The following is a 24,674-nucleotide window of genomic DNA, read 5'->3' on the forward strand; positions in this document are numbered from 1 at the left end:
CGAGCCGGATACTATCCCCACGCAGGCGGCAGCGGTGACCGGTCGGTAATCGACGGGTCGGACGGAAGGCTGCTGTTGCGGAAGTGCAGGCGTGACGCGGGAAGCCAGACCAGGACGGCGGCGGCCGCACCGCCGAGCAGCGGAAGCCCCTGCGAGAGAACGGTGAGAAGGACCGCCCCCGGCAGCCCGCCCGGAGGCGTGCTGCCGGGGCTCATGGAGGAAACGCCGGCGAGTGTGGCGAGCACCATAAGCCCAAGGCCGGCCAGCGGGATCACCGTAACGATGTAGCGGCTGAACGGCTTCGCCCGCCGGACCGCCCTCGCGCAGACAAGGTCGGCTGCGGCCGCCGCGGCGAGCGTCAGCCACAACAGCAGCGCCGGGGCTGGGTTCGCACCGGAACCCAGGGTTCCCGCCAGGAGGGTCATGCCCAGCACGGCCTGGAGTGCGGCGATGACACCGGAAACAACCAGGAGCCAGACTGCACCAGCCAGCGGCCACGGCAAGCGGCCGCTCCCGGCGCCGGAAGAGGCCGGCGGCTCCGGCAGACCCGCCCTGCGCCGGGCAAGGTACCGGTGGGCAGGGGGCAGCCACATGAGCACCGTTGCGGCCAACGCACCGGCACAGACCGCCCCGACGGGCGACAGCAACACCTGCGCCCACGGCACTTCACCGACGGGCGGACCGCCCCGAAAGAAGATGACTGCCGGAAGGATCAACGCGAATAGAGTCAGGACAAGCCGCGCCGGCCGCACCCCGCGCCCGAGGAGGACCGACAGGACGCCGGCTGCGACGAAGACGGCCTCGCTGCCAAGGCTGAGCGCAAGGGCCGGGAGGTACGTCGCCACGGGTATCGTCCCGCCGAAGGCGAGGACGATCAGCAGCCCCATGAGGGACCAGAGCGTTCCAAGAATGCCGAGAAACAGCCAGACGGCGGCGGAAATTCTCAGGACTACCGGAACATCGACCGGCCGGCTTTCATCGTTCCCCATGCCGCCATGGTTCGTTGCGGGCGCCGTTCCGGGTAGGGTCCCAAGACCCGTCAGGCGTTCCGCAGTTTCCCCCCGTCGAGCTCAAGGACGCGGTGCGCCAAGGCCCGGGCGTACTCACGGTCGTGGCTGACCAGAACGACGGCCGCCCCCCGGGCCGCGGCGGCGGCCACCGCCTCGTGCAGCAGTTCAAGCCCGTGCCGGTCCAGTCCTACTGTGGGCTCATCCAGCGCGATGACGGCGGGCTGGCGGGCCAGGACTGTCGCCAGCGCCAGCAGCCGCTGGCTGGAGGAGGGCAGCTCCGCCGGGTGTGCGTGCGCGGCGGCGGCGAGGCCGACGGCGGCCAGCGCCCCCCGGGCACGGCCGGCAGCCGCCTCCGGTGCCTCCGCGCCGGGAAGCCGGCGCAGCCCGAAGCTGACCTCCCGCAATACCGTCCGTTCGAAGAGCTGGTCACGCGGCTGCTGGAAAAGCAGCCCCACCGAGGCGGCGGTGCGGCCGGTCGGAATGCCCTCAATGCTTGTGCCGTGCACGAGCACCTCGCCCGCCTGCGGTCGCAACAGCCCGTTGAAGTGACGCAGCAGCGTGGATTTGCCGGTGCCGTTGGGGCCGGTGATGGCGACGATTTCCCCCGGCCGGACGGTCAGGTCAAGGTCCCGCAGCAGAGCGGTGGGCCCGTACCCAAAGCTGACGCCCCGCAGTTCGAGGAGCGGGGCCGCGGCGCTTGCAGCCGCGGCGCTTGCAGCCGCGGTGGTGGCAGCCGCGGTGGTGGCAGGGGCGGGCACGTGTGTTCGGTCTAAGGCCCAGGGGGCGGCCTCCGTCACGACACCGGCGTCCCGGAGAGCGGCGCCGCCGGCCAGCCCGGCCGGAGCCCCGGCCGCGGTCGCGGTGCCGCCGTCCAGCACGAGCCAGTGTCGGGCGCTGCGGGCCAGAGCGTCGGCCGTCTGGCTCAGCAGCACGACGGCGGTTCCGGCGTCGAGCAGGCCCCTCACCAGCTCCTCCAGTTGGCCGGCCCCTGCAGCGTCCAGGGACGCCAGTGGGTCGTCCAGGATGAGTACTTCGGGTCCGCAAATCACCGCGCAGGCGACCGCCAGCCGGCGCAGCTCCCCACCGGAGAGCTCGGCGGGGTTCCGTTCCAGCAGTGCGCCCAGGCCTGTCCGCTCGGCGGTCCGCGCCACCTGCCGGATCATGTCCGCGCGGGGCACGGCCCGGTTCTCCAAACCGAAGGCCAGTTCCTCCGCCACGGTGGTGCGCACCGTTGACAGGATCGCCGCGGCGTCCTGCGGTACGTAGCCGACCCGGCCGGACCAGGCAGCCGGGTCGATTCGGGGGTCCGCGCTGCGGCCGAGGAACGTCAGGACGTCCGCGCCCAGGGCAAGGGATCCCTGCAGGGTCCCGGAATGGCCGGCGCGGAGCCAGCCGGCGAGCAGTTTGCCGAGCGTAGTCTTGCCGCTGCCCGACCCGCCGAGCACGGCCGTGAGGGTGCCCGGCCGGACAGACAGCTGCACGTCGCGCAGCACAGCCACGGATTCGCCGTGGTAACGGAAACTGTCGATCCGCGCAGCCGCGGCCGGTGGCGGCGGGTTGGCGTCCGAGGCCCATGCGCCGCGCCGCCAAGGTTCCGGTGCGCTCATCCCCGCACGGGCCAGCTGGAGCTAAGCCGCAGCACGACGGCGGACGCGGCGAGCAGGAGCGCTGCGGCGCGGAACAGCCGCTGCCCGGGCGGGTCAGCGACTTGCCGGTAGCTGGTCCGCGGCCCCTTGTTGCTGAAGCCGCGCGCGTCGAGGGCCTGGGCGCGCACTCCGGCGTCCTCCACCAGGCCCAGGACCAGCGGGACCGACTGCAACCGCACCGCAGCGACCCGGGACAGCAGCCCGCCGCCGACGACCAGACCGCGCGCCTCCTGGGCGTGCCGGATCCGCTCCAGCCGGCGGGCGATCTCCGGGACCAGGGTCAGGGTGGAGGCGAGGACGAAACTGAACTGCGGCGGGATCCGCCGTGCCACCAGGGCGGTCAGCAGATCCGGCACGCTGACGGTCAGGGAGAACAGCAGGAACACCAGGACAGAGGCGCCGGTCCGGGAGGCAAGCTCCAGGGCGAAACCGAGCCCCTCGGCAGTGACCCGCGCCGGGCCCCACTGCGCCAGCACTGTGCGGCCTTCCGGGAAGAACAGGCCGTGCAGCACCAGCAGGGACAGGAACAACGGCGCAAGGATGACCGCCGCCGCCCCCAGCATCCGCCGCGCTACGCCCGCGCGCGCGGCAAGCAGCACGGCAGCCAGGGCCACGGTAACGGACAGCGGCCAACTGGCGGCCGCCGTCGTGATGACAGCGGCACAGCAGGCCGCCGTGAGCGCCGTGAGCGGGTGCAGGCGCACGGCCTACGCTTCGGCGGTGGCCGGTGCCTTGCCGGCGAGCACCCGGAAGCGGCGGACGAAGGCGAACTGGAACGTGGTGCGCCGCGGCAGGGCATAAGCCAGCAGGGCGGCGATGGTGAAGACGATCGCCTTGTCCATCGGGTCCGAGATGAGGGCCTGCTTGGTGATGGCTGCCAGCAGGGTGTCACCCATGGCCCGGAAGGCACTAACTACCGCGCCGGTGCCCAGGCCGGCGGTCCCGCCGTACACGAACGCGGCGATCGGCGCGGAGACGACGCCGGCGAGGATGCCGGTGACGAAGCCCGCCACCGGGGCGAGGTAGAACCGGCGGAACAAGCCGCTACGCGCGGCGAGGCCGGCGAGGCAGCCGATCAGCGCCGCACCGGCGGCGAACGGCAGGACGGTGGGGTTGAAGAAGGACCAGACGATGCTGCCGAGCACGCCCGTGGCGGCGCCCGCGGCCGGGCCGGCGAGCACGGCGATCAGGACCGTTCCGACGGCGTCGAGGTAGAACGGCAGCCCGGTGGTGCCCATCAGCTGGCCGAGGACCACGTTGAGCGCGATCGCGACCGGCATCAGCACGAGGGTGGACGTGGGCAGCACCGGCAGCACCGCGACGAGCAGCAGCACCGCACCCAGCAGGAAGCCGCCGAGGGCGACGAGGGCCGAGAAGCTGGCCGGACCATCGGCGAGCTCCACCGGCTGGGTGAGGACGAGGAATACGTAAGTCGCGGCAATCGCGGCGGCACCGGCGATTTCGAGCAGCCGGCGGCGCGGGCCGCCGCTGCGGGAGCCGGCGTCGGGAAGGGTCAGGGACGGGGATGACATGGGATGGTCCTTCGGCAGGGGTGTACAGACATCCGCCTCATGTCACCTCGGCGCGGGTACCATCTTAGCCGTCCGCAGTGGTTCCCGGTTCCCGGCGCTGGGCCGGTGGCCGCGGCTGCCCGCCGGGCAGGGAACGGGCCAGTGCCCCCACCGAGGAAATTAACTCGTCGAAGCAGGCCTCCGGGTGGTTGCCGGTCACGATCCTGGCGTTTGGCGGCAGCCCCCACAGGCCGCGGAAGTCGGCCACCGTAGTGCCGGCCAGCAGCGGCGAGTCCGTCTCGACGTCGACGGTGGCCGCCCGGGTGCTGAAGGGAGTCCGGCCGACGGCGGCACAGGCGGCGAATGCGTCGTGCATGTGCGCCACGTACCCCTGGTCGTAGAGCCGGTGGAACTCCAGGTAGAACCGGATCGCGTCGGAGAGGCAGGCCACCAGCGGATTGCTGGACGTGCTCCGCAGGCCTTCGGGCTGCTCCGGGAGCACCAGTTCGGGTTCCGCGGCCCCGGCGGCGTCGCCGAGCCGACGCAGATGCTCCGGCTGCATTTCGATCCGTTCCGTGGTCTCCAGCGCGCAGACGACCGGCAGTTTGTCCTCGGGCATCCCGCGGTAGGCGGCGTAGACCTCCTTGGCCGCGTGCGGGTCCACTGAGGTGTTCCACTCCGCCGTCGGCGTCGTGTTGCCCTGGTAGTAGAAGCTGCCGCCCATGATGACGAGGCCCTTGAGCAGGCGCGGCAGCTCCGGTTCCCGGCGCAGCGCGAGGGCGAAGTTGGTCAGCGGTCCGGTGATCAGCCCGGTGATCTCCCCCGGGTGCGCCCGGACTTCCTCCACCCAGACGTCGACGGCGTGCCGGGGTGAGATGGCCTGGGCGGGGTCCGGCAGCCTGGCGTAGCCAATCCCCTGCGGCCCGTGGGTCTCCTCGGTGGTGACAAGGGGGATCTCCAGCGGGACCTCGGCCCCGACGGCGACCTCGATGCCTTCGCGCCCGCACAGCTCCAGCAGGGACAGGCTGTTAAGCGCGACCTGCCTGGCCCCGACGTTGCCGGCGGTGCAGGTGATGGCAGCCAGCCGCACCTCCGGCCGGGACAGCAGGTAGACGATCGCCAGGGCGTCGTCGATGCCGGTGTCGACGTCGATCAGGATCGTATGCGCGGCGGAGGACATGCCGGTCACGCCTCCGCCGCTCCCCTCCGTCGGGCTTCCGTCTGTGCCGATCAGAACAGGGCGACCTTGGGCGTGCGGGGGAAGATCTCGTCGAGTTCGGCCAGTTCGGCGGCGTCGGGTACCCAGGCGATGGCGGCTGCGTTTTGCCGGACCTGCTCGGGCCGGGTGGCGCCGGCGATCACGCTGCTGACGGACGGCTGCGCAGCGAGCCAGGAGAACGCGACCTGGATTTCGCTCAGGCCCCGTTCAGCGGCGAAAGCGGAGAACTTCTCCAGCTGGTCCCAGTCGGCGTCGTGCACCAGGTTGGTGCGGGTGTGGCTCAGGCGGGACCCTTCCGGCGCCTGCCCTGGGGAGTACTTGCCGGTGAGCAGGCCGTTGGCCAGCGGGAAGTAGGGCAGCACGCCCAGGCCGTAGGCCTCGGCGGCCGGGGTCACCTCAAGCTCGGCCCGGCGGTCCAGCAGGTTGTAGTGGTTCTGGCTGGAGATGAAGCGGGCGCCGCCGCGGGCGCGGGCGACGAACTCGGCTTCCGCGATCTGCCAGCCGGCACGGTTGGAGTGGCCGATGTAGCGGACCTTGCCGCTGGTGACGAGCTCATCGAGGGCCGCGAGCGTCTCATCGATGGGCGTGAGCGGGTCCGGAGTGTGGAACTGATAGAGATCGATCCAGTCCGTGCCAAGCCGCCGCAGGGACGCCTCCGCCGCGCGGATGATGTAGCTACGCGAACCGCGGGCCCCGAAGTCGTTGCCGTTGGCACCGCCCATGTCCAGGCCGAACTTGGTGCCGATCACCGCGTCATCCCGGCGGTTGCCGAGGGCCTTGCCGAGCATGGTTTCGCTCAGCCCCGGCTCGCGGCCGTAGGCGTCGGCGACATCGAAGAAGGTGATCCCGGCGTCCAGCGCCGCATGCACGACGGCGTCGGTTCCTTCCTGCGACTCGGTGGCGGTGTTGGCCCGGCCCAGGTTGTTACACCCGAGTCCCACGGCAGATACGGTCAGTCCGGAATGTCCTACACGGCGGTAATCAGTCATGGGAGTCAGCCTATAACGGCTGCACCGATGTTCTGGCCAGCCTAACCGGCGGGGAGTTCCAGCCCGCGTTCGTCCATCGCTTCCTGGAGCTGGGCGAGGGTCCGGGGGCAGATTCCGGGCATCGCGGCCAGCCTGCGCTGACCCAGGGGTACGAGGTGTTCGAGGGTCTCGACCCCGGCGTGGGCGAGTGAACGGCGTGCCGGCGCCGCCAGGCCTGCGGGAAGCGGGGTGCTGCCGGGTTGTGGGAATTTTCGCGTCATTGCGGTGCCTTCCGTTGGCTTGCCCCCAAACTGATGTGAATCCAGGTCCGGCTTCGGGCCGGCGCCTCAGAGCGTGAAGCTGCCGGCCGGCCGGGCCGAGTGCTTGAGTTTGAAGTCCTTCCCGTCGAACGGCGCGGCACCGATGCTCAGCTTGGTGAAGTCCAAGTCCTCGCCGCGGATGCAGACCTTGATGGCATTGACCGTCTTGTTGACGTCCGGGGTGAGGCAGAAAATGTTGAGCTTGGACTCGGAAAACTCGGAGCGGTCCACGACGCCGAGGCCGCGCCAGGCGAGGTGGCTGATCAGCGCGTCCTTGGCCTTTTCCTCGAGGTACCGGTCGCGGCTGGTGCCGCCCTTGGTCTTGAGCGCGTACTGCGCCACCACCCAGAACTGATCCTGCTCCAGGATCTCCGCGTAGCCGTCCTCCGCACACTGCGCCGCGAACGCCGCCATGAGACCCTCTCCCGCCGCCGCGTCCGGCGCCTCGGTCTCCTCGGTGCTGCTCTGGTGGCCGACGACGCCGTGGTTCATCACGAACTCGGAGTACTCCTCGTCGATCCAGGCCTCCCGGAAGTGCAGGACTCCCTCGTCATCGCGCTTATAGACCCGGATGATGCCGCTCATGGACGTCCCTTCGTTGTCAGTCACAAAATCGGCAGGCTGCCGGTGCTGGGGTGTTCCTGGCCGGGCAGGGGCCGCGCGAACGGCACCTTGGTCCCGAGGACCTGCGCGACGACGTCGTGCGTGATCTGTTGCGCGGTCAGTCCGACACGTTCCAGCACCTGGCTGCGGCTCCCGTGGTCCAGGAACTCCACCGGCAGGCCCACCTCGTTCAGCGCGGTGTCCACGCCGGCAGCCCGCATTTCCTGCCGGATCCGCGAGCCGACACCGCCGGCCCGCACACCGTCCTCAATGCAGATGACGAGGCGGTGGTGTGAGGCGAGGGCGATGACGGACCGAGGAACGGGAAGGACCCAGCGGGGGTCGATCACGGTGGAGCTGATCCCCTGGGCACCGAGCCGGTTGGAGACGTCGAGCGCCAGTTCGGCCATCGCGCCGACGCTGACGATCAGCACGTCGTTGTCGCTTGAGCCTGAAGGCCTGCGGGCCAGCACGTCGACGCCGTCGCTGAGCCGCTCGAGCGCCTCGACTTCGGCGCCAACCGTTCCCTTGGAGTAACGGATCACGGTGGGTGCGTCTTCGACAGCGACGGCCTCGCGGAGTTCTTCGCGCAGCCGGCTAGCGTCGCGCGGCGCGGCCAGGTGCAGGCCGGGGACGATCTGCACCATCGCCATGTCCCACATTCCGTGGTGGCTGGCGCCGTCGGGACCGGTGACGCCGGCGCGGTCCAGCACGATCGTGACACCGGCTTTGTGCAGCGCTACGTCCATCAGCAACTGGTCGAAGGCACGGTTCAGGAAGGTGGCGTAGAGGGCGACCACGGGGTGCAGTCCGCCGAACGCCATGCCCGCTGCGGAGGTGAGGGCGTGCTGCTCGGCGATGCCGACGTCGAATACCCGCTCCGGATGCCGCGCGGCGAACTTGTGCAACCCGACCGGGATCAGCATGGCACCGGTGATCCCGACGATGTCTTTACGTTCGTCGGCGATGTCCGCGATCTCATCGGCGAAGACGGAGGTCCAGGACTTGGCACCGCCGGCTTCCGTGGGTTCCCCGGTTTCCGGGTCGATGATGCCGACGGCGTGGAACTGGTCCGCTTCGTGCGCGCGGGCCGGCGCGTAGCCGTGCCCCTTTTCGGTCATGGCATGCACGATGACGGGACCGGCGTAGTTCTTGGCCGTTGCGAGGGCGTTTTCCATCGCCTGGAGGTTGTGGCCGTCCACCGGTCCGATGTACTTCATGCCAAGGTCCTCGAACATGCCCTGCGGCGCCCACCAGTCTTTGATGCCCTTCTTCATGGCATGCAGGCTCTTGTAGGTGAACTGGCCGGCCGGGCCGCCGCTCTGCAGCCGCTTCTTCCAGGAGTCGAGGGCGCGCTCGTAGGCAGGGGCGGCACGGAGCGAGTCGATGGTGGGGCGCAGCGAGGCGAGATAGTCGGCGACGCCGCCCACGGTGGGGGCGTAGGATCGGCCGTTGTCGTTCACGACGATCACGACGCGGCGCTTCTTGTCCGCAGCGATGTTGTTGATGGCTTCCCAGGCCATGCCGCCGGTGAGGGCGCCGTCACCGACGACGGCAATCACGTAGCGGTCACCGTCGCCGGTCAGGCGGCGGGCACGCGAGATGCCGTCGGCCCAGGACAGCGAGGAGGAGGCGTGGGAGCTTTCGACGATGTCGTGCTCGGATTCGCCGCGGTCGGGGTAACCGGAGAGGCCGCCCTGCTGGCGCAGCGTGCTGAAATCCTGGCGGCCGGTAAGGAGCTTGTGCACATAGGACTGGTGGCCCGTGTCGAAGACGATGCTGTCGCGGGGGGAATCGAAGATCCGGTGCAGCGCGATGGTCAGTTCAACGACGCCGAGGTTCGGCCCGAGGTGGCCTCCCGTCTGCGAGACGTTGCCGATCAGGAACTCCCTGACCTCGGCAGCCAGCTGGGCGAGCTGCGCCTCGGACAACTTGCTCAGGTCCTGCGGACTCCGGATGGTCTCCAAGATTCCCAACGGCCCTCCTTGCGGGGTAGTAGACATGCCTTCTAACTGTAACGCCTAACGGGAAAGCCCCGGTCCGTCGGTAACGGGCCGGGGCTTTCACGTGGTGTTGCTGGGTTAATCTGCCTTGACTTAGCTGGCGGAGACGATCTCCGCACCCCCGGGGTAAACCCGACGGAAAGGCGTTGCCGGGCTTACCCCGGGTCCCTACGCGGAGATCTGGCGCAGCACGTACTGCAGGATGCCGCCGTTGCGGTAGTAGTCGGCTTCACCCGGGGTATCGATGCGCAGGACCGCATCGAAGCTCGTGGTGGTGCCGTCTTCGGCCGTTGCAGTGACCTTGAGCGTCTTGGGCGTGGTGCCTTCGTTGAGGGCGGTGACGCCCTCAACGGCGAAGGTTTCCGTGCCGGTCAGGCCCAGGCTTTCGGCGTTCTCGCCGGCCGGGTACTGCAGCGGCAGGACGCCCATGCCGATCAGGTTGGAGCGGTGGATGCGCTCGTAGCTCTCCGCGAGGACAGCCTTGACACCCAGCAGTGCGGTGCCCTTGGCCGCCCAGTCACGGGACGAGCCGGAGCCGTACTCCTTGCCGGCCAGGACGACCAGCGGGGTGCCGGCGGCCTGGTAGTTCTGCGCGGCGTCGTAGACGTAGGCCTGCGGACCGTCAGCCTGGCTGAAGTCGCGGGTGAAGCCGCCCTCCACGCCGTCGAGCAGCTGGTTCTTGATCCGGATGTTGGCGAAGGTGCCGCGGATCATGACTTCGTGGTTGCCACGGCGCGAGCCGTAGGAGTTGAAGTCCTTGCGCTCCACACCGTTGGCCAGCAGGTACTGGCCCGCCGGGGTGTCGGACTTGAACGAGCCGGCCGGGGAGATGTGGTCGGTGGTGACCGAGTCGCCGAGCTTGAGCAGCACACGCGCTCCGGTGATGTCCTGGACGGGCTCCGGCTTGGCCTGCATGCCCTCGAAGTACGGGGGCTTGCGGACGTAGGTGGACTTCTCGTCCCAGGCGAACGTGTCACCGGCAGGGGTGTCGAGCGCCTTCCAGCGGTCGTCACCTTCGAAGACGCCTTCGTAACCGCGGGCGAACATTTCCTTGTCAATCGAGGAATCGATGACCTGCTGGACCTCTGTGGGGTTCGGCCAGATGTCCTTGAGGAAGATGTCGTTGCCCGCTTCGTCCTGGCCCAGGGCGTCGGCTTCGAAGTCGAAGTCCATGGTGCCGGCCAGGGCGTACGCGATGACCAGCGGCGGGGACGCCAGGTAGTTCATCTTGACGTCCGGGTTGATCCGGCCTTCGAAGTTGCGGTTGCCGGACAGGACAGCGGTGACCGAAAGGTCGTTGGCCTGGATGGCCTCGGAGATTTCGGTGTCGAGCGGTCCGGAGTTGCCGATGCAGGTCGCGCAGCCGTAGCCGACGATGTAGAAGCCCAGCTTCTCCAGGTACGGCGTCAGGCCCGACTTGTTGTAGTAGTCGGTGACGACCTTGGAGCCGGGGGCGACGGAGGTCTTGACCCAGGGCTTCGAGGTGAGTCCCTTCTCCACGGCGTTGCGGGCCAGCAGCGCGGCGGCCAGCATCACAGACGGGTTGGAAGTGTTGGTGCAGGAGGTGATCGAGGCGATCGCCACGGCGCCGTGGTCCAGTTCGAATTCGCGTCCGTCCTCGGCGGTCACCTTGACCGCGTTGGAGGTCCGGCCAGCCGCACCGTGTGCTGCCGAATAGAGCGGCGGCTCGCGGTCCGTGTCGGTGACGTGAGTCTCCGACTGGGTGAAGGAGGGCGGGTCCGAAGCCGGGAAGGACTCCTCGAGCGACTCGTCCAGCGTGCCGGCGTCGGCGTTGTGCTTGACGTAGTTGAGCAGATCGTGGCGGAACTCGTCCTTGGCCTCGGTGAGGATGATGCGGTCCTGCGGGCGCTTCGGTCCGGAGATCGACGGAACAACCGTCGACAGGTCCAGCTCAAGGTACTCGGAGAACTTGATCTCCTTGGCGGGATCGTGCCACAGGCCCTGTTCCTTGGCGTACGCCTCCACGAGGGCGACGTTTTCCTCGGATCGGCCCGTAAGGCGCAGGTACTCGAGGGTCACGTCGTCGATCGGGAACATGGCGGCGGTGGAACCGAATTCGGGGCTCATGTTGCCGATGGTGGCGCGGTTGGCCAGCGGCACGGCCGCGACGCCTTCGCCGTAGAACTCCACGAACTTGCCCACCACACCGTGCTTACGCAGCTGCTCGGTGATGGTGAGGACGACGTCGGTGGCGGTGGCACCGGCCGGGATGGAGCCGGTCAGCTTGAAGCCCACGACGCGCGGGATCAGCATGGAGACGGGCTGGCCGAGCATGGCAGCCTCGGCTTCGATACCGCCGACGCCCCAGCCGAGCACGCCCAGGCCGTTGACCATGGTGGTGTGCGAGTCGGTGCCGACGCAGGTGTCCGGGTAGGCGCGGAGGACGCCGTCGATTTCGCGGGTCATCACGGTGCGGGCCAGGTACTCGATGTTGACCTGGTGCACGATGCCGGTTCCCGGCGGGACGACTTTGAAGTCGTCGAACGCGGTCTGGCCCCACCGCAGGAACTGGTACCGCTCACCGTTGCGCTGGTACTCGATCTCCATGTTGCGCTCCAGTGCGCCGGAGTTGCCGAAGGCGTCGATCTGCACGGAGTGGTCGATGACCATTTCCGCCGGTGCTAGCGGGTTGACCCGCTTGGGGTCACCGCCCAGTTCCTTGACGGCCTCGCGCATGGTGGCAAGGTCGACAACGCAGGGAACGCCGGTGAAATCCTGCATGATCACGCGCGCCGGCGTGAACTGGATTTCAGTGTCGGGCTCTGCGTTGGGATCCCAACCGGCTAGGGCGCGGACGTGGTCGGCGGTAATGTTGGCGCCGTCCTCGGTCCGCAACAGGTTTTCAAGCAATACCTTGAGGCTGAACGGAAGGTTTTCTGCACCTTCAACGGAGTTCAACCGGAAAATTTCGTATTCGGTACCGGCTACATTAAGTTTGCCTTTTGAACCGAAGCTGTCCACAATGCTCATCGCAGGACTCCTCTCGCAACAGTTTCATCTTTGTCGCGCCGCAGACCCCTAGCTAGTTAGGCCATCCTAACCAAGCGGGGAAGATTCAAACCATGTCAGGGACTGCAGTGCACGATGTCGGACTACTCCGCCCATCCTAGTGGCCTCAGCCCCGGGGAGTCAGTAACGCCACAGTCTCCAGGTGGTGGGTGTGCGGGTACAGGTCGAAGCCGCGCAATCCCTGCAGGCTCCAGCCGGCCTGCTGGAAGTAGGCCACGTCCCGCGCGAACGATGCCGGATCACAGGAAGCATAGGCAACCGCCCGCGGACCGGCGGCCACCAGCTGGTTCACAACGGCCTTGCCGGCGCCGGCGCGCGGCGGGTCCAGGATCAGCGCGTCGAAGTTGCGTGGCTTCTGCCGCAGCACCCGTTCCACCTTGCCCTGGATGATTTCGACCTGCGGCGCACCGTGCAGGTTTTTGCGGGCGTCCCGGCTGGTGCCCGGCGCGCCTTCCACCGACAGCACGGAGCCGGTGACACCGACAGCGTCGGCCAGGGACGCGGTAAAGAGCCCGGCGCCGGCATAGAGATCCGCCACAACAGAGCCGGGGCCGAGGTAGCCGCCGTCGTGCAGGAAGCTCGTGACTGCTCCGACCAGGGTTTCGGGGGCGGCGCGGTGGATCTGCCAGAAGCCGTCCCCGGTCACCCGGTAGTCGTGCCCGACCGCGGTTTCCTGCACCCAGGTGCGGCCGCGCAGCTGGGTCACCGCGCCAGTGCCGGGGTCCAGCCGGGCCACCGACACGTCGTCCGGGAGCTGGGCGACGACGGCGTTGAGCCGCTTGGCCCGGGTGTCGGCGGACGGGACCAGTAGCACCAGCGGCCGGGACCCGTTGGCCGGCGCCGCCACCTCAAGGCGCTCAATGCCTTGCAGGTCGAGGTCCCAGAGCTTCAGGGCGTTGATGCCGTCGACTGCCAGCGGCATCTCGCGGACAGGGAACACCGCGTCGGAGCGGTGGGCGTGCATGCCGAGTTTGCCGCCGGCCGTCATGGCGAAACCGGCCCGGGTGCGCCAGGCCAGCCCGGTGCCGGCAGACCCTGCCGCCTCCCCGACGGCCTCGACGATCGACTCCCCTGGATCCACCTGCAGGCTTGCCACGTCCACCCCGGCGAGCCTGCGCAGCTGTTCGGCCAGGACCTCGGCCTTGAGCCGGCGCTGCCGGCGCAGCTTAATGTGGCCCAGTTCGGCGCCGCCGACGGGCGGATGGCCATGCGACCAGGCGCGCTGGGCGTCGGCGGCGTGCCAGAAGTGCTCCATCCGGTCCGGGGAGGCCTCCAGCACCTCCACGACGTCGGCGCGCCAGAATTTGGCGCTCTCGCCGTCCTCGGTGAGCCTGACGCGTACCTTTTCACCGGGAATGCCGTGGCGGACGAAGATCACCCGGCCCTCGTGCCGGGCCACGCAGTGTCCGCCGTGGGCGACCGGACCGACGTCGACGACGAGCTCGGTGCGGGCGGGTGTCCGGGTGTCGGCGCTCATTGGATGTCCTGCAGTCTCTTTGCTTCTTCGGAGGATTTAAGCTGCCAGGGCACGCTGGCGACCATGACCCCGGGCTCAAAGTGCAGCCGCGTTTTGATCCGCAGCGCGGTCTGGTTGTGGACCAGCTGCTCCCACCACTTGCCGACGACGTACTCGGGGATGTACACGACGATCAGGTCGCGCGGTGAATCGCGCCGCATGTTCTTGATGTATTCCATGATTGGCGTGATGGTCTCCCGGAACGGGCTGGCGAGCACCGTGATCGGGACCGGGATGTCCAGTTTCTCCCAGTCCGCCAGCGTCTGCTCTGTCTCTTCCGGGCTGATGTCCACCGTGATGGCGTCGAGTTGGGAGGGCCGTGACGCGCGCGCGTAGGCCAGCGCCCGGAGCACCGGCTTGCGGACGTGCGAGACGAGCAGCACCGCGTGCACCCGGGTGGGCAGGGCCCGGGGCGAGGAGTCTTCATCCACGGCGAGTTCCTTGGCCACGTTGTCGTAGTGCGCCCGGATGCTCCACATGATCAGGAACAGGATGAACATCGCCAGCAGGGCGATCCACGCGCCCTGCTCGAATTTGGTGATCAGCACGATCACCAGGACCAGCCCGGTCATGCCGAACCCTATGGTGTTGATGGTGCGGGATTTCACCATCCGCAGCTTCGCGGCCGGGTCCTTGGCAAGTTTCAGCTCGCGGCCCCAGTGCCGGATCATGCCCAGCTGGCTCAGCGTGAACGAAATGAAGACGCCGACGATGTACAGCTGGATGAGCTTGGTGACGTCGGCGTCGAAGGAGATGATCAGCACCAGCGCGCCGGCGGCCAGCGCCAGCACGCCGTTGCTGAACGCGAGCCGGTCGCCGCGGGTGCGCAGCTGGCGCGGCAGGTAGCCGTCCTGGGCGAGGATCGAACCCAGGACGGGGAAGCCGTTGAACGCCGTGTTCGAGGCGAACACCAGGATCACGCCGGTGGCGGCCACGACGACGTAGAACGGAATGGAGCCGGCGCCGAAGACCGTCTGCGCGATCTGGCTGATGGCCGGGTTCTGAATGTAGTCCTCGGCCAAGGGTTTGCCGTTGAGCAGGAACTCCTTCGCCGGGTCCAGCACAATGTGCACCTTGGTGGCGTTGGCCAGGTAGATGATGCCGGCGAGCATGCTGGCGGCGATGACGCCCAGCAGCAGCAGCGTGGTGGCGGCGTTTTTGCTCTTGGGTTTCTGGAAGTTCGGCACGCCGTTGCTGATGGCCTCGACGCCGGTCAGCGCAGCGGCGCCGGAGGAGAACGCCCGCAGCAGCAGGAACGCACCGGTCAGCCCCACCAGCCCGTCGTCGAAGCCTGCGGCCGGGATGATCTGGAACTCAGCGGACGGCGCCTGGCCCAGCTGGCCGGTGGCGGCCTGGAAGATGCCGACGGCGGTCATGCCGAGGATGGAGAACATGAAAATGTACGTGGGGACCGCGAAGACGCTGCCGGCTTCGCGGATGCCGCGCAGGTTGACCAGGGCCAGGATGATGACGCCGATCGTGGCGATCGCCGCCTGCTGGCCGTGCAGCGACGGGACGGCAGTGGTGAGGTAGGCGGCAGCCGAGGACATCGATACGGCGACGGTGAGCACGTAGTCCACCAGCAGCGCCGAGGCTACGGTGAGGCCGGCGTACTTGCCGAGGTTTTCATTGGCGATCTCGTAGTCGCCGCCGCCGGAGGGGTAGGCATGAACGTTCTGGCGGTAGGACGCGACGACGGTCAGCAGCACCACCATGACGGCCAGCCCCACCCAGGGCGAGAAGGCGACGGCGCTGACGCCGGCCAGCGCCAGCGTGAGCAGGATTTCGTCCGGGGCGTAGGCCACGGAGGAGAGTGCGTCGGAAGCGAAAATGGGGAGCGCGATCCGCTTGGGCAGCAGGGTGTGGGCCAGGCTGTCGTTCCGGAAGGGCTTGCCGACCAGCACCCGCTTCACGGCATTGAAAATTGTCAGCACCAGACAAAGCTAGTCTGATTCGGACGCGATGTCATGACGGCGAAGCCCGGCGGCCGGAGGCCTGGCCGGGCTCACCGCCACCCCGCTGGCCGCACCGCCGTCGCCCGGGCGGGTGGCCGGTAGAGTTTTACCCAGCAGTAGTAGACGCAGACGCTTGAGGAGGCACGTGTGGCGCACTTCGTGATCATGGGTTGTGGCCGGGTGGGTGCAACCTTGGCGCACACGTTGGAGGACGCCGGCCATTCGGTCGCCATCATCGACCAGGACGACCGTGCCTTTCGCCGGCTCCGCACCGGGTTCTCCGGCCGCAAGGTCACCGGCGTCGGTTTCGACCGAGAAACCCTCAAGCAGGCCGGCGTCGAGGAGGCCTACGCTTTCGCCGCGGTGTCCAGCGGCGATAACTCCAACATCCTCGCCACCCGGGTGGCGCGCGAAACCTTCCACGTACCCCACGTTGTGGCGCGGATCTATGACCCGGGCCGCGCCGAGATCTATCAGCGGCTGGGAATCCCCACGGTCGCCGCGGTGCGTTGGAGTGCGGACCAGGTGTTGCGCCGGATCCTGCCGGAGCAGCACCTCGCGGGCGATTTCCGCGACCCCTCCGGCCGGCTGGTGCTGGCCGAGGTGGACCTGGACGCCGCCTGGGTCGGCCAGCCGCTGTCCGCGATTGAAAAAACAGCGGACATCCGGATCGCTTACCTCACCCGGTTCGGCGAGGGCATTCTCCCCGGGCCGGGCACGGCGTTCCAGGACGGCGATACCATCCACGCCATGCTGCCGGTGGACCGTACGTCGGAGGTCGCCCACATTCTTGCCAAGCCCCCCGTCAAGGAGTCCTAAGTGAAAGTCGTCATCGTCGGGGCGGGCAGCGTCGGTTCCTCGATCGCCCGCGAACTGCTGGCTCACAAACACGAAATCCTGCTGATCGACCTTAAGCCGGAGGTGATCGGCCGCAGCGGGCTGCGCGGCGCGCACTGGCTGGTGGGGGACGCGTGCGAGCTGAGCACGCTGAAGGACGCCCGGCTGGAGGACGCTGACGTCGTCGTCTCAGCCACCGGCGACGACAAGGTCAACCTGGTGGTTTCCCTGCTGGCCAAGACCGAGTTCGGCGTCGGGCGCACCGTCGGACGGGTCAACAACCCGAAGAACGACTGGATGTTCGATGATTCCTGGGGCGTCGACGTCGCTGTCAACACCCCTCAGCTGATGACGGCGCTGGTCGAAGAGGCCGTGGAAATCGGTGACCTGGTCCGGCTGCTGACGCTCCAGACCGGGGTGTCCTCGCTCGTTGAGTTCACCGTCCCGCACGATTCGCATGTGATCGGGCTGACGGTGGGCAGCATCGACTGGCCCGAGGACGCCACTCTGGTGGCGATCCTGCGGGACCAGGCGCCGATCACGCCGAGCCGGGATGATGTGATCGACGGCGGCGACGAACTGTTCTTTGTCACCACCATCGCGGCCGAAGACGGGCTGCGCGCGTTGCTCTCGGCGCCGGACTCCGCCGTCGAGCCCTCCACAATAGAGTCCTCCACCCAGGCCTCCGGCGCTCTAGCCGCGGACGACGGCTTCGACGGCTAAGCCATGCAGCCCGCAGCTGAGGCGGGTCAGGCCGGGTCGACAGACTCGGCCGGAGCCGGCGCAGGGCGGGTGAGCAGCCACGCGACCCACATGCCCAGGATGTACAGCGGCGCGCCCATGATCAGCCGCGTAGTCGCCAGGCCCGCGAGGCCCTGCTCCCCCATGAAGTAGAGCGGCACCTGCACCAGCAGCCGCAGGGCAAGGACCGAGATGATCACCCACGTCCCGATCCGGTAGGCCTTCACCCGTGCCGGGTGCTTGCGCCAGTCCAGCCCTTCGTTCCGGATGAAACCGAACAGCAGCCCGGCGAACGGCCAACGCACCGCGATGGAGATGCTCATCGCGACGATGTACCCGAGGTTGGTGAAGAACCCGAGCACGTAGAAGTCCTCGGCCTTGCCGGTTGAGTTCGCGAGCCAGGCTGAAAGCCCGACACCGAGGATGCCCGCCAGCGCCTGCGTCAGCGGTTTGCGCTGGATCAGCCGTGCGACGGTGAACGCGGCGGCCACCGCCAGCGCGCCGGCCAGGGCCGGCGTAAGCTCCCGGGTCACGGTGAACGCGACCAGGAAGACCAGTCCCGGGAGGATGCTTTCGGCCAGGCCCTGGACCCCGCCGGCGCTCTTGAGCACATCAATGTTGCCGTTGCTGGAGCGGTGCAGGCCTGCCTTGGCGGCATAGCTCTCGGCCAGCTGGGCCGCCGTGGGCTGCGGGTCTTCGGGCGTGCTCATTGCTCCTCCTGGCGGGAGAGTATCTCGTAGCGCGGATTGAACATCGTGGGCAGGCCGTCGCGGACGGTGACCATTCCCTCGAGCCGGAGCTCCAGGCCGGCGTTGACACCGGGAATGCGGCGTCGTCCCAGCCAGATCACCCGGAGCCGGTCCGCGGCCACGGGCGTGCCTTTCCGGCGGGCACCGGCCTGCGCGGTGGACTGGACGCCCGACTGGGCGCCGGGTACGGCTGTCGAATGGCCGGCCCGGGCTCTGGTCGGCGGGGCGTCGTGGTCGGTGACCATGGCGGTGAAAGCGGCTACTTTGCCGGCCGGGGCGTAAGTCACCGATTCGATGAAGCCGCGGCAAAGCACGCGTCCGCGTTCCGGCAGTCCGCGCACCGGGACGGCAGCGCCGGGTTTGCTGGCGGGGGCATCAGCCAATCTGGGTTATCTCCGGCCCGCGCTCTGGTTGCTCGAACTCCGGGGCGCCCTGGGGCGCCGCCGCCGCGGTGTCGCGGGGCAGCCGGAGCTGCAGCAGGTCCCGCGGTGGCATGGGGTTCTCCCCCCGCACCACGACGATCTGGCGGAACAGTTCCTCCAGCCCCGCGGCGGCGGCACGGTCGAGCGCGGCTTCGCCGCCCAGGACGCCGCGCAGGAACCAGCGCGGACCGTCGACACCGATGAAGCGGGCCACGCGGTAGCCTTCGCTGCCGTCACCGGCCGGCAGCTTGGCCACGAGTTCGATGCCGAAGTGGCCCTCGATCTCATCGACCTGGCCGCCCTGGCTTCCGACCGACTGGCCGATCTGTTCGCGGATTTCATCCCAGAGGCCCTCGGACCGGGGCGCAGCGAATGCCTGCAGCTGCAGGCTGGAGCCCTCCAGGTCCATGGTCACAGCCACGACCCGCTGCGTCGCCTCCTCGACCTCAAGCCGCAGCTGCAGCCCTTCGCGCGGTGCAATCAGCAGTGCGCCGAGGTCGACGTAGCCGTCCTGGCTGTCGATTTCGGAGACGTCGTAGGGCCCGGCGCCGCGGACCGCAGCGTCCGGAGTCCCTGCGGCGCCGGTCTCGGCAGCCCCCGGCTCCTGGCTTTCGCCGGCATCCACTGGCTGCTCCTGCTTGGCTTTCCTGCCACGCCCAAAAACCATGGTGTTGTCTCCTTAGTTGTGATCCGGTGCGGGGCGCCTGGCCGCTGCACCGGGTTCAGCTGGGTCAAAAGGGCCGGGCTCAGGCCCCGGGGGCGCCGAATCCGCCGGTGGAGCCGAAACCTCCGCCGCCGCGGACCGAGTCGCTGAGTTCCCGCACTGGCACGAACTCCGCGTATTCCACGCGCTGGATGACCATTTGTGCAATTCTATCGCCGCGGCGGAGCTCAATCGCCTCGTCGCGGTCGGTATTAAGCAGCGTCACGGCGATCTCTCCGCGGTAGCCTGCGTCAACGGTGCCGGGGGCGTTCACGACGGTCAGACCATGCTTCGTCGCCAGGCCCGAGCGGGGGTGGATCAGCGCGACAAAACCGTCGGGCAGGGCGATAGACACACCGGTGGGGACGAGCCGCCGCTCCCCCGGCTGGAGGACAACGTCCTCACGGGCCCGCAGGTCCGCGCCAGCGTCGCCCGGGTGGGCATACGACGGCGGCTCCAGGCCGTCGTCGAGCATCCTGAGCTGCACGGCCAGCGTCGGCGCTCCGTAAGCGGGGCGCCCGCCCGCCGGCACGTCGCCGGCTGCTTGGGCTGCCGGGGCGGGATTTACGGCAGTAGTTTCTTCAGTCACAGTCCCCCACTGTAACGCCCGCGGGAACGATCGGCCTACCGCCCCCGCTGCCCAGCGGGGCCGGTCCCGGCCAGCTCGGCCAAGGTGAAATAGCCCGGGAAAAGTGGAAAGCTGGGCTCATGCCCGAATCCAGCCCAGCCGCGCCTGCCCCTAACAGCACCCCCGGTGACACCACAGTCCTGTTCAGCGAAAAGCTCTGGCCGAGCTTCTGGATCTGGCTGGTGGCGGCCGGGCTGTCCGGGGCAGGGATCCTGGTCTTCGCGCCGATTAGCATGGCCGCCGGCATCACCGCCGCTGTGGTGCTTTTCGTGATTCTGGTGGTCCTGCTGGTGCTGTCCACCCCCACCATCCAGGTAACGGCCGGAACCCTGCGGGTCGGGCGGGCGACCATCGAACGCCGTTTCGTCGGCGCTGCTGTCTCCTACCGCGGTGCGGAAGCGACGGCGGAACGCGGCGTCCGGCTAAACGGCCTGGCCTTTCTGTGCATCCGCGGCTGGATCGACCCGGTGGTTCGGATGGAGATTACGGATCCCTCGGACCGCACCCCCTACTGGCTGGCCTCCACCCGGCGCCCCGAGCAGCTGGTCGCCGCACTTTCCCGCTAGCGGGGGGACGGCCCAGGAACGGATGACCTTGGCTCCCGGGTTGCTTTAGCCTTCGCAGTCCTTGCAGTACTTAAGGCCGTCTTTTTCGCGGGCGATCTGCGACCGGTGGCGGACGAGAAAGCAGGAGGCGCAGGTGAATTCGTCGGCCTGGGCAGGCATCACCCGGACCAGCAGCTCCTCACCGGACAGGTCGGCGCCCGGGAGCTCGTAGCCTTCGGCGAGGTCGGTTTCGTCTTCATCGACCACCGCCGACGGCTTATCCGTACGCCGCGACTTCAGCTCCTCAATGGAATCCTCGTTGAGGTCTTCTTCGGTCTTGCGTGGCGCGTCGTAGTCTGTTGCCATTAGTTGTCGCTCACACTCCGCTTGTTGTGGTGGTTCGCCGCCTCCGGGCCGGCCGGGGCTGGTAACCCAGGAGCCGGTCGGGTTTGGTTCACCGATGACAACGCCGGACAAGCGCTTTTTGTGCCCGATGTCGGGTCATTTTTACGCAAACCCGCCCCGAATGCCAGAGGCCAGTGGTTTGAGCGTGCCACCGGCGGCGCCGGCCGGCCGGGAGCGGCCGGAAAGTCACGGAATATCACGGCGCGCCCTCCCTCCTAACCCGAATTGCGGCCCATCGGTGGCAGAGTTTTGGGTGTTAGTAATGCCAGGGTGGAGGATTTGGATGCAGGATCTACGGCTTGTAGGCGTCCACGACGACGGGAAGCATTTCCTGTTGAGTGGCACCGGCGGCGAGATGTTCCAGCTGCCGATCGATGAGGCTCTGCGGGCGGCTGCGAGCCGGACGCCCGCGAAGGCTCCTCCGGGCGCAGGCGCGGAGCCCATTTCGATGTCCCCGCGGGACATCCAAGCGAGGATCCGCGGCGGCGCCACCGCGGCGGAGGTGGCCGAACTTTCCGGCATTCCGCTGGCGAAAGTGCAGCGCTATGAAGGGCCGGTCCTCGCGGAGCGGGAGTATGTTGCCCAGCAGGCCCGCAAGATCGAGGTCGCTTCCCCTACTGCGGGGCACGACAGCTACCGTTCCTTCTTCGGCGACCAGCCCGCGACGCTTGAGGAGATGGTGATGCACCGGCTCCGGGCGTACGGGGTTGAGCCCTCCAGCGTTGAGTGGGACTCCTGGCGGCGCCAGGACGGCAGCTGGAACGTGGTGGCCCGCTTCGCAACGCAGCCCGGCGCGCACGCCGCAATCGGCGAAGAACCGCCGGCGATGTGGACGTTCAGCCCGCCGCGCAAGTCGCTGCAGAACGCCAACCGCTGGGCCCAGCAACTCAGTGAACTCGAGCCGATGGACGGCCCGGTTCCGTCCCGCCGGCTCTCGGCGGTTTCGGACCGCCCCTTCGATTTTGAGACCGATGCAGAGGCGGCGGCGCGCACGGCGACCGCCCAGCTGAGCGTCATCCATTCCAACAGCGCCCAGTCCCACGGCGTCCAGGCCACCGGCCAGCCGGACAAGGATGCCGACGGCCTGCTGGATATGCTCCGGTCGCGGCGCGGCCAGCGCCTCGGCCTGGATGAGGACGCAGACGACGCCCTGGCGCTGCTGCTCACCAACGGTGTGCCGGCCGCCCACCCGCGCCCGTCCGAGGTTCCGCCCGCCGCGGAAAGCACGGACGAGAGCGCCGCCGGCGATTCGGGCCAGCCCGCGCCGGCCCTCGGCGAAGCCGGGGAGCCTGCAGCCGCGGCGACGGTTGAACCGCACGCCATTCCGGACGCAGACGCCCTGAGCCGTCGCCGGGATGCCCGTCCTTCCATGCTGTCCCGCCTAAGCATGGCGCCCCGGCACCAGCAGCCCTCGGAGGGCGACGACGCGCTGACGCTCCATGAAGGGGTCAGCACGGAGACCCGGGAAATCACCATCGCCGCTTCGCAGCTGCGGCCGGTCCGTACCGGTCCGCCGGCGGGTTCCGCGCCCGGGCCCGGAGCGGGCGCCGGGCTGGACGAACTGCTGGGCGGCGGGCAGCCGCGGCGGTCGCGGCACGAGTCCGGCGAGGGCTCCCGCGGCGACGATTCCCAGCAGGACCCGTCCCGTACCGACCCGTCCCGTGCTGAGCGGGAACCGGAGACGCCGGAACGCCAGCCCGCCAAGCCGAAGCGCTCGAGCGTGCCGAGCTGGGACGAGATCGTCTTCGGTACCCGCGGCGACTAACCCCGGTTAGCAGCACCGGTCAGCGGCGCTGGGCCTTCTTCCCGGTTTTTCCTTCCGCTTGGAAGCAGAGCAGCGGAACCTCCCGCTCGGCCTTGGTCAGCGACCCGTGCTGCCCCACCACCTCAAGCGCCCTGGCCGGGACCCGGCGGGTGTCATAGAAGGCCAGCGCGTCGCGGGCGGCGATCATCACATCGCCGATCCGCGGTCCAACCGGGCCGCGGACTTCGCCAAACAGCCCAGCGGCCACGGCCTCTTCCCGGGTGAAGGACCAGATCCGGTCGCCGAAACGGGTCCGCCACGCGTCCAGCAGGTACCGCCGGCCGGCGTCGTCTGCGCCGTCTTCCAGGTAGAGGTGGACCATGCGGGGTTCCCCGGCCGTGTGCCGGACGCCTGCGATGAGCTCCGGTTCAGCGGAGTAGTCGATGCGCTGCGATTCGGGCACGTCCAGCATGCCGTGGTCGCCCGTGACCAGCACGGTCGTGCCGGCCGGCAAGGTGGCGTTGAGCCGGCGCACCGTAGCGTCGAGCTCTTCGAGCTGGTGTTCCCACTGCGGCGACTGGCAGCCGTAGCGGTGGCCGGCCTTGTCCAGTTCGTGGACGTAAAAGTACATCAGGGAGCTCTCCGCACCGGCCATCGTCTCTGCCGCTGCGGCGGTCCGCGCGTGCGAGGTGGTTCCGGCGACAAAGCGTCCGCCGCGCAGCGCGGCCTGGGTCAAGGCGGAATCACTGAACCGCGGCAGGCCGACGGTGCTGACGTCGACGTACCCGGCCGCCCGTTCAAAGACAGTGGGCAGCGGCTGCCACTGGTGCGGGTCGACGCCGTCGTCCCAGTTGTTGAGCATGTTGACCACGCGGTCCTGGTCCGGGTCGAGGACGTCGTAGCCCACCATCCCGTGCTGCCCGGCAGGCAGCCCGGTGCCCAGGCTCGCCAGCGAGGCGGCCGTGGTGGACGGGAACGCCGCATCGAGTCCGGCCGGTACGGCGCCCTGGCCCGACTGCAGCACTGACCGCAGGAAAGGAGTGTGGGCGGACTTTTGCTTGAGCAGTTGCCGGCCCAGCCCGTCGGCCAGGACCACGCACACGTGCTTGGCGGCGGGCAGCTTCAGCCGGTTCTCAAGGCCCGGGACGCCCAGGCTCGCGGCGGCGCTGCTGAGCACCTCGGCGATGGAACGGTGCCCGTAGGCCGGGGGCGCGGGCATCCCGCCCGGAACCGGGGCTGACGGCTGGCCGGGATGCCCTCCGGGCGCCGGCACGGTGGATTCGGGGGACTCGACGGCGTGCTCCGGCCCCATCTCAGCGCTGGTGGCCGCGGCTGAGGCGGGTGCCGAAAACACCGGGGCGCGGGCGCTGTGGCAGCGACGAGACGCCGTGCGGGGCCAGTGCCGTGGAACCGGTGTTCACCGCGCGGAGGGCCCGGGCGAAAAGTTTGGCGTCCTGGACTGCTTGCAGGCCGTCCGCTTCGGCGCTGATCCGCAGGACGATGTCCTCCTGGGCGATCGTTCCGCTGTACCCGTGGTCCGCCTCGCACTGCGGGTCGCCGCAGCTGGCGGGGCCCATGTCCAGGCGCTGTCCGCCGGACCAGGCGATCGAGAGGGTCAGTTCGCGGACCGGGTCGGAGGGCTTGTAGTCCTGCGGCTGGGCGTAGACGTAGCTGAGGACCACGGAGCGGATCTGCGTCACCGGGACGGACTCGGTGGAGACCTGGGCGACGATCTGCTCACCGGCGTCATCAAGCTGCTGGTCATCGACGTGGGTGATGACGAGCATGTCCTCGGTGAGCACCAGCACGGTGATGTGCCGACGCACCTCGGCCCGGTCGAAGTGCGTTTCGAGGTGGACCAGGTGGGCCACGCAATCGCGGCCGTCCAGAGCGTCGGCGACGACGTCGGCCACCAGGCGGGGATAGAAGCCGGCCTGCTGCAGTGCTTCCTCCAGGCTGTGGCCCTGCACGCTGTGGTCGTGCGGACCGGGGTGCTGCGAGCCGTGGCGGCCGGCGGCGGGCGTCTGGGGCTTGGATGCTGGAGGCTGGGAGCTCATGGGTTCCATTTTCACAGATCGGCAGTGGACTTGCTAACCTGCGCGTCCGCGTCCGCCGCCCG

23 protein-coding genes are annotated in these 24,674 nt (G+C 68.9%); 4 read left to right on the forward strand and 19 right to left on the reverse strand.

Translation table 11 applies throughout. The annotated features are described in order from the left end of the window. Positions 1–11 precede the first annotated feature (11 nt). The 12 genes from QFZ61_RS13610 to QFZ61_RS13665 form a co-directional block, all read right to left on the reverse strand. Positions 12–989: a hypothetical protein gene (locus QFZ61_RS13610; protein ID WP_307036878.1), complete on the reverse strand. Its 978-nt coding sequence runs from the start codon at positions 987–989 to the stop codon at positions 12–14. 50 nt (positions 990–1,039) lie between these two features. After that, positions 1,040–2,617 carry an ATP-binding cassette domain-containing protein gene (locus QFZ61_RS13615; protein WP_307036880.1) on the reverse strand — a complete coding sequence of 526 codons (1,578 nt, stop codon included), beginning with the start codon at positions 2,615–2,617 and terminating at the stop codon, positions 1,040–1,042. Beyond that, complete coding sequence (locus QFZ61_RS13620) at positions 2,614–3,360, reverse strand: energy-coupling factor transporter transmembrane component T (protein ID WP_307036882.1); 747 nt, start codon at positions 3,358–3,360, stop codon at positions 2,614–2,616. The genes QFZ61_RS13615 and QFZ61_RS13620 overlap by 4 nt, the downstream gene beginning before the upstream one ends. A gap of 3 nt (positions 3,361–3,363) precedes the next feature. Then, positions 3,364–4,188, reverse strand: a complete 825-nt coding sequence (locus QFZ61_RS13625; RefSeq protein ID WP_307036884.1) for an ECF transporter S component — start codon at positions 4,186–4,188, stop codon at positions 3,364–3,366. 64 nt (positions 4,189–4,252) lie between these two features. Beyond that, entirely contained in the window at positions 4,253–5,347 is a 1,095-nt protein-coding gene (locus QFZ61_RS13630; RefSeq protein WP_307038203.1) for a nucleoside hydrolase, read from the reverse strand. A gap of 50 nt (positions 5,348–5,397) precedes the next feature. Beyond that, positions 5,398–6,375, reverse strand: coding sequence for an aldo/keto reductase (locus QFZ61_RS13635; protein WP_307036886.1), 978 nt, complete (start codon positions 6,373–6,375; stop codon positions 5,398–5,400). A gap of 41 nt (positions 6,376–6,416) precedes the next feature. Further along, positions 6,417–6,635 (reverse strand): hypothetical protein, encoded by a 219-nt coding sequence (locus QFZ61_RS13640; RefSeq protein WP_307036888.1) that lies wholly within the window; start codon positions 6,633–6,635, stop codon positions 6,417–6,419. Positions 6,636–6,701: 66 nt separating this feature from the next. Further along, complete coding sequence (locus tag QFZ61_RS13645) at positions 6,702–7,259, reverse strand: hypothetical protein (protein WP_307038205.1); 558 nt, start codon at positions 7,257–7,259, stop codon at positions 6,702–6,704. Between the two features lie 20 nt (positions 7,260–7,279). Further along, a complete protein-coding gene (dxs, locus tag QFZ61_RS13650; protein WP_307036890.1) occupies positions 7,280–9,253 on the reverse strand; it encodes a 1-deoxy-D-xylulose-5-phosphate synthase in 1,974 nt (657 codons plus the stop codon). 195 nt (positions 9,254–9,448) lie between these two features. After that, entirely contained in the window at positions 9,449–12,271 is a 2,823-nt protein-coding gene (locus QFZ61_RS13655; protein ID WP_307036892.1) for an aconitate hydratase, read from the reverse strand. A gap of 145 nt (positions 12,272–12,416) precedes the next feature. After that, complete coding sequence (locus QFZ61_RS13660; RefSeq protein ID WP_307036894.1) at positions 12,417–13,787, reverse strand: class I SAM-dependent RNA methyltransferase; 1,371 nt, start codon at positions 13,785–13,787, stop codon at positions 12,417–12,419. Further along, the gene (locus tag QFZ61_RS13665) at positions 13,784–15,760 is read right to left on the reverse strand and encodes an APC family permease (RefSeq protein WP_307036898.1); all 1,977 of its coding nucleotides are present in this window, start codon (positions 15,758–15,760) and stop codon (positions 13,784–13,786) included. The genes QFZ61_RS13660 and QFZ61_RS13665 overlap by 4 nt, the downstream gene beginning before the upstream one ends. A gap of 168 nt (positions 15,761–15,928) precedes the next feature. Between QFZ61_RS13665 and QFZ61_RS13670 the strand changes: the two genes are divergently transcribed. Further along, positions 15,929–16,600, forward strand: coding sequence for a TrkA family potassium uptake protein (locus tag QFZ61_RS13670; RefSeq protein WP_307036900.1), 672 nt, complete (start codon positions 15,929–15,931; stop codon positions 16,598–16,600). Further along, positions 16,601–17,341: a TrkA family potassium uptake protein gene (locus tag QFZ61_RS13675; RefSeq protein WP_307036903.1), complete on the forward strand. Its 741-nt coding sequence runs from the start codon at positions 16,601–16,603 to the stop codon at positions 17,339–17,341. Between the two features lie 26 nt (positions 17,342–17,367). On the opposite strand, the gene QFZ61_RS13680 is transcribed toward QFZ61_RS13675, so the two are convergent. From QFZ61_RS13680 to dut, 4 genes are all read right to left on the reverse strand, one after another. Continuing rightward, entirely contained in the window at positions 17,368–18,069 is a 702-nt protein-coding gene (locus tag QFZ61_RS13680) for a DUF3159 domain-containing protein (protein ID WP_307036905.1), read from the reverse strand. Further along, complete coding sequence (locus QFZ61_RS13685) at positions 18,066–18,491, reverse strand: hypothetical protein (protein WP_307036907.1); 426 nt, start codon at positions 18,489–18,491, stop codon at positions 18,066–18,068. Before QFZ61_RS13685 ends, QFZ61_RS13680 begins: the two co-directional genes overlap by 4 nt. Continuing rightward, complete coding sequence (locus tag QFZ61_RS13690; RefSeq protein WP_307036909.1) at positions 18,484–19,197, reverse strand: DUF3710 domain-containing protein; 714 nt, start codon at positions 19,195–19,197, stop codon at positions 18,484–18,486. Before QFZ61_RS13690 ends, QFZ61_RS13685 begins: the two co-directional genes overlap by 8 nt. A gap of 79 nt (positions 19,198–19,276) precedes the next feature. After that, a complete protein-coding gene (dut, locus tag QFZ61_RS13695; protein WP_373427158.1) occupies positions 19,277–19,822 on the reverse strand; it encodes a dUTP diphosphatase in 546 nt (181 codons plus the stop codon). A 119-nt stretch (positions 19,823–19,941) separates the two neighbouring features. On the opposite strand from dut, the gene QFZ61_RS13700 reads away from it, so the two are divergent. Further along, complete coding sequence (locus QFZ61_RS13700; protein ID WP_307036911.1) at positions 19,942–20,427, forward strand: DUF3093 domain-containing protein; 486 nt, start codon at positions 19,942–19,944, stop codon at positions 20,425–20,427. 45 nt (positions 20,428–20,472) lie between these two features. Here QFZ61_RS13700 and QFZ61_RS13705 read toward each other — a convergent pair whose 3' ends face one another. Further along, entirely contained in the window at positions 20,473–20,772 is a 300-nt protein-coding gene (locus tag QFZ61_RS13705) for a DUF4193 domain-containing protein (RefSeq protein WP_307036914.1), read from the reverse strand. A gap of 322 nt (positions 20,773–21,094) precedes the next feature. Here QFZ61_RS13705 and sepH point away from each other — a divergent pair, with 322 nt between their 5' ends. Next, positions 21,095–22,576 carry a septation protein SepH gene (gene sepH, locus QFZ61_RS13710; protein ID WP_307036917.1) on the forward strand — a complete coding sequence of 494 codons (1,482 nt, stop codon included), beginning with the start codon at positions 21,095–21,097 and terminating at the stop codon, positions 22,574–22,576. Between the two features lie 19 nt (positions 22,577–22,595). Here the strand turns inward: sepH and QFZ61_RS13715 are convergent, their stop codons facing one another. Both QFZ61_RS13715 and QFZ61_RS13720 read right to left on the reverse strand, forming a co-directional pair. Then, positions 22,596–23,774 carry an alkaline phosphatase family protein gene (locus tag QFZ61_RS13715; protein ID WP_307038209.1) on the reverse strand — a complete coding sequence of 393 codons (1,179 nt, stop codon included), beginning with the start codon at positions 23,772–23,774 and terminating at the stop codon, positions 22,596–22,598. A gap of 94 nt (positions 23,775–23,868) precedes the next feature. Continuing rightward, positions 23,869–24,612 (reverse strand): DUF5998 family protein, encoded by a 744-nt coding sequence (locus tag QFZ61_RS13720; RefSeq protein WP_307036918.1) that lies wholly within the window; start codon positions 24,610–24,612, stop codon positions 23,869–23,871. Between the last annotated feature and the right edge of the window lie 62 nt (positions 24,613–24,674).

This window comes from Arthrobacter sp. B3I4, assembly GCF_030816855.1.
Lineage (GTDB): Bacteria > Actinomycetota > Actinomycetes > Actinomycetales > Micrococcaceae > Arthrobacter.

Bases quoted from the DNA above. Each gene is read 5' to 3' on its own strand.
- QFZ61_RS13630 (WP_307038203.1), bottom strand. From the start codon at position 5,347: ATGTCCTCCGCCGCGCATACGATCCTGATCGACGTCGACACCGGCATC.
- QFZ61_RS13700 (WP_307036911.1), top strand. From the start codon at position 19,942: ATGCCCGAATCCAGCCCAGCCGCGCCTGCCCCTAACAGCACCCCCGGT.
- QFZ61_RS13680 (WP_307036905.1), bottom strand. From the start codon at position 18,069: ATGAGCACGCCCGAAGACCCGCAGCCCACGGCGGCCCAGCTGGCCGAG.
- sepH (WP_307036917.1), top strand. From the start codon at position 21,095: ATGCAGGATCTACGGCTTGTAGGCGTCCACGACGACGGGAAGCATTTC.
- QFZ61_RS13625 (WP_307036884.1), bottom strand. From the start codon at position 4,188: ATGTCATCCCCGTCCCTGACCCTTCCCGACGCCGGCTCCCGCAGCGGC.
- QFZ61_RS13610 (WP_307036878.1), bottom strand. From the start codon at position 989: ATGGGGAACGATGAAAGCCGGCCGGTCGATGTTCCGGTAGTCCTGAGA.
- QFZ61_RS13640 (WP_307036888.1), bottom strand. From the start codon at position 6,635: ATGACGCGAAAATTCCCACAACCCGGCAGCACCCCGCTTCCCGCAGGC.
- QFZ61_RS13720 (WP_307036918.1), bottom strand. From the start codon at position 24,612: ATGAGCTCCCAGCCTCCAGCATCCAAGCCCCAGACGCCCGCCGCCGGC.
- QFZ61_RS13655 (WP_307036892.1), bottom strand. From the start codon at position 12,271: ATGAGCATTGTGGACAGCTTCGGTTCAAAAGGCAAACTTAATGTAGCC.
- QFZ61_RS13705 (WP_307036914.1), bottom strand. From the start codon at position 20,772: ATGGCAACAGACTACGACGCGCCACGCAAGACCGAAGAAGACCTCAAC.
- QFZ61_RS13645 (WP_307038205.1), bottom strand. From the start codon at position 7,259: ATGAGCGGCATCATCCGGGTCTATAAGCGCGATGACGAGGGAGTCCTG.
- QFZ61_RS13635 (WP_307036886.1), bottom strand. From the start codon at position 6,375: ATGACTGATTACCGCCGTGTAGGACATTCCGGACTGACCGTATCTGCC.
- QFZ61_RS13615 (WP_307036880.1), bottom strand. From the start codon at position 2,617: ATGAGCGCACCGGAACCTTGGCGGCGCGGCGCATGGGCCTCGGACGCC.
- QFZ61_RS13690 (WP_307036909.1), bottom strand. From the start codon at position 19,197: ATGGTTTTTGGGCGTGGCAGGAAAGCCAAGCAGGAGCAGCCAGTGGAT.
- QFZ61_RS13715 (WP_307038209.1), bottom strand. From the start codon at position 23,774: ATGCCCGCGCCCCCGGCCTACGGGCACCGTTCCATCGCCGAGGTGCTC.
- QFZ61_RS13660 (WP_307036894.1), bottom strand. From the start codon at position 13,787: ATGAGCGCCGACACCCGGACACCCGCCCGCACCGAGCTCGTCGTCGAC.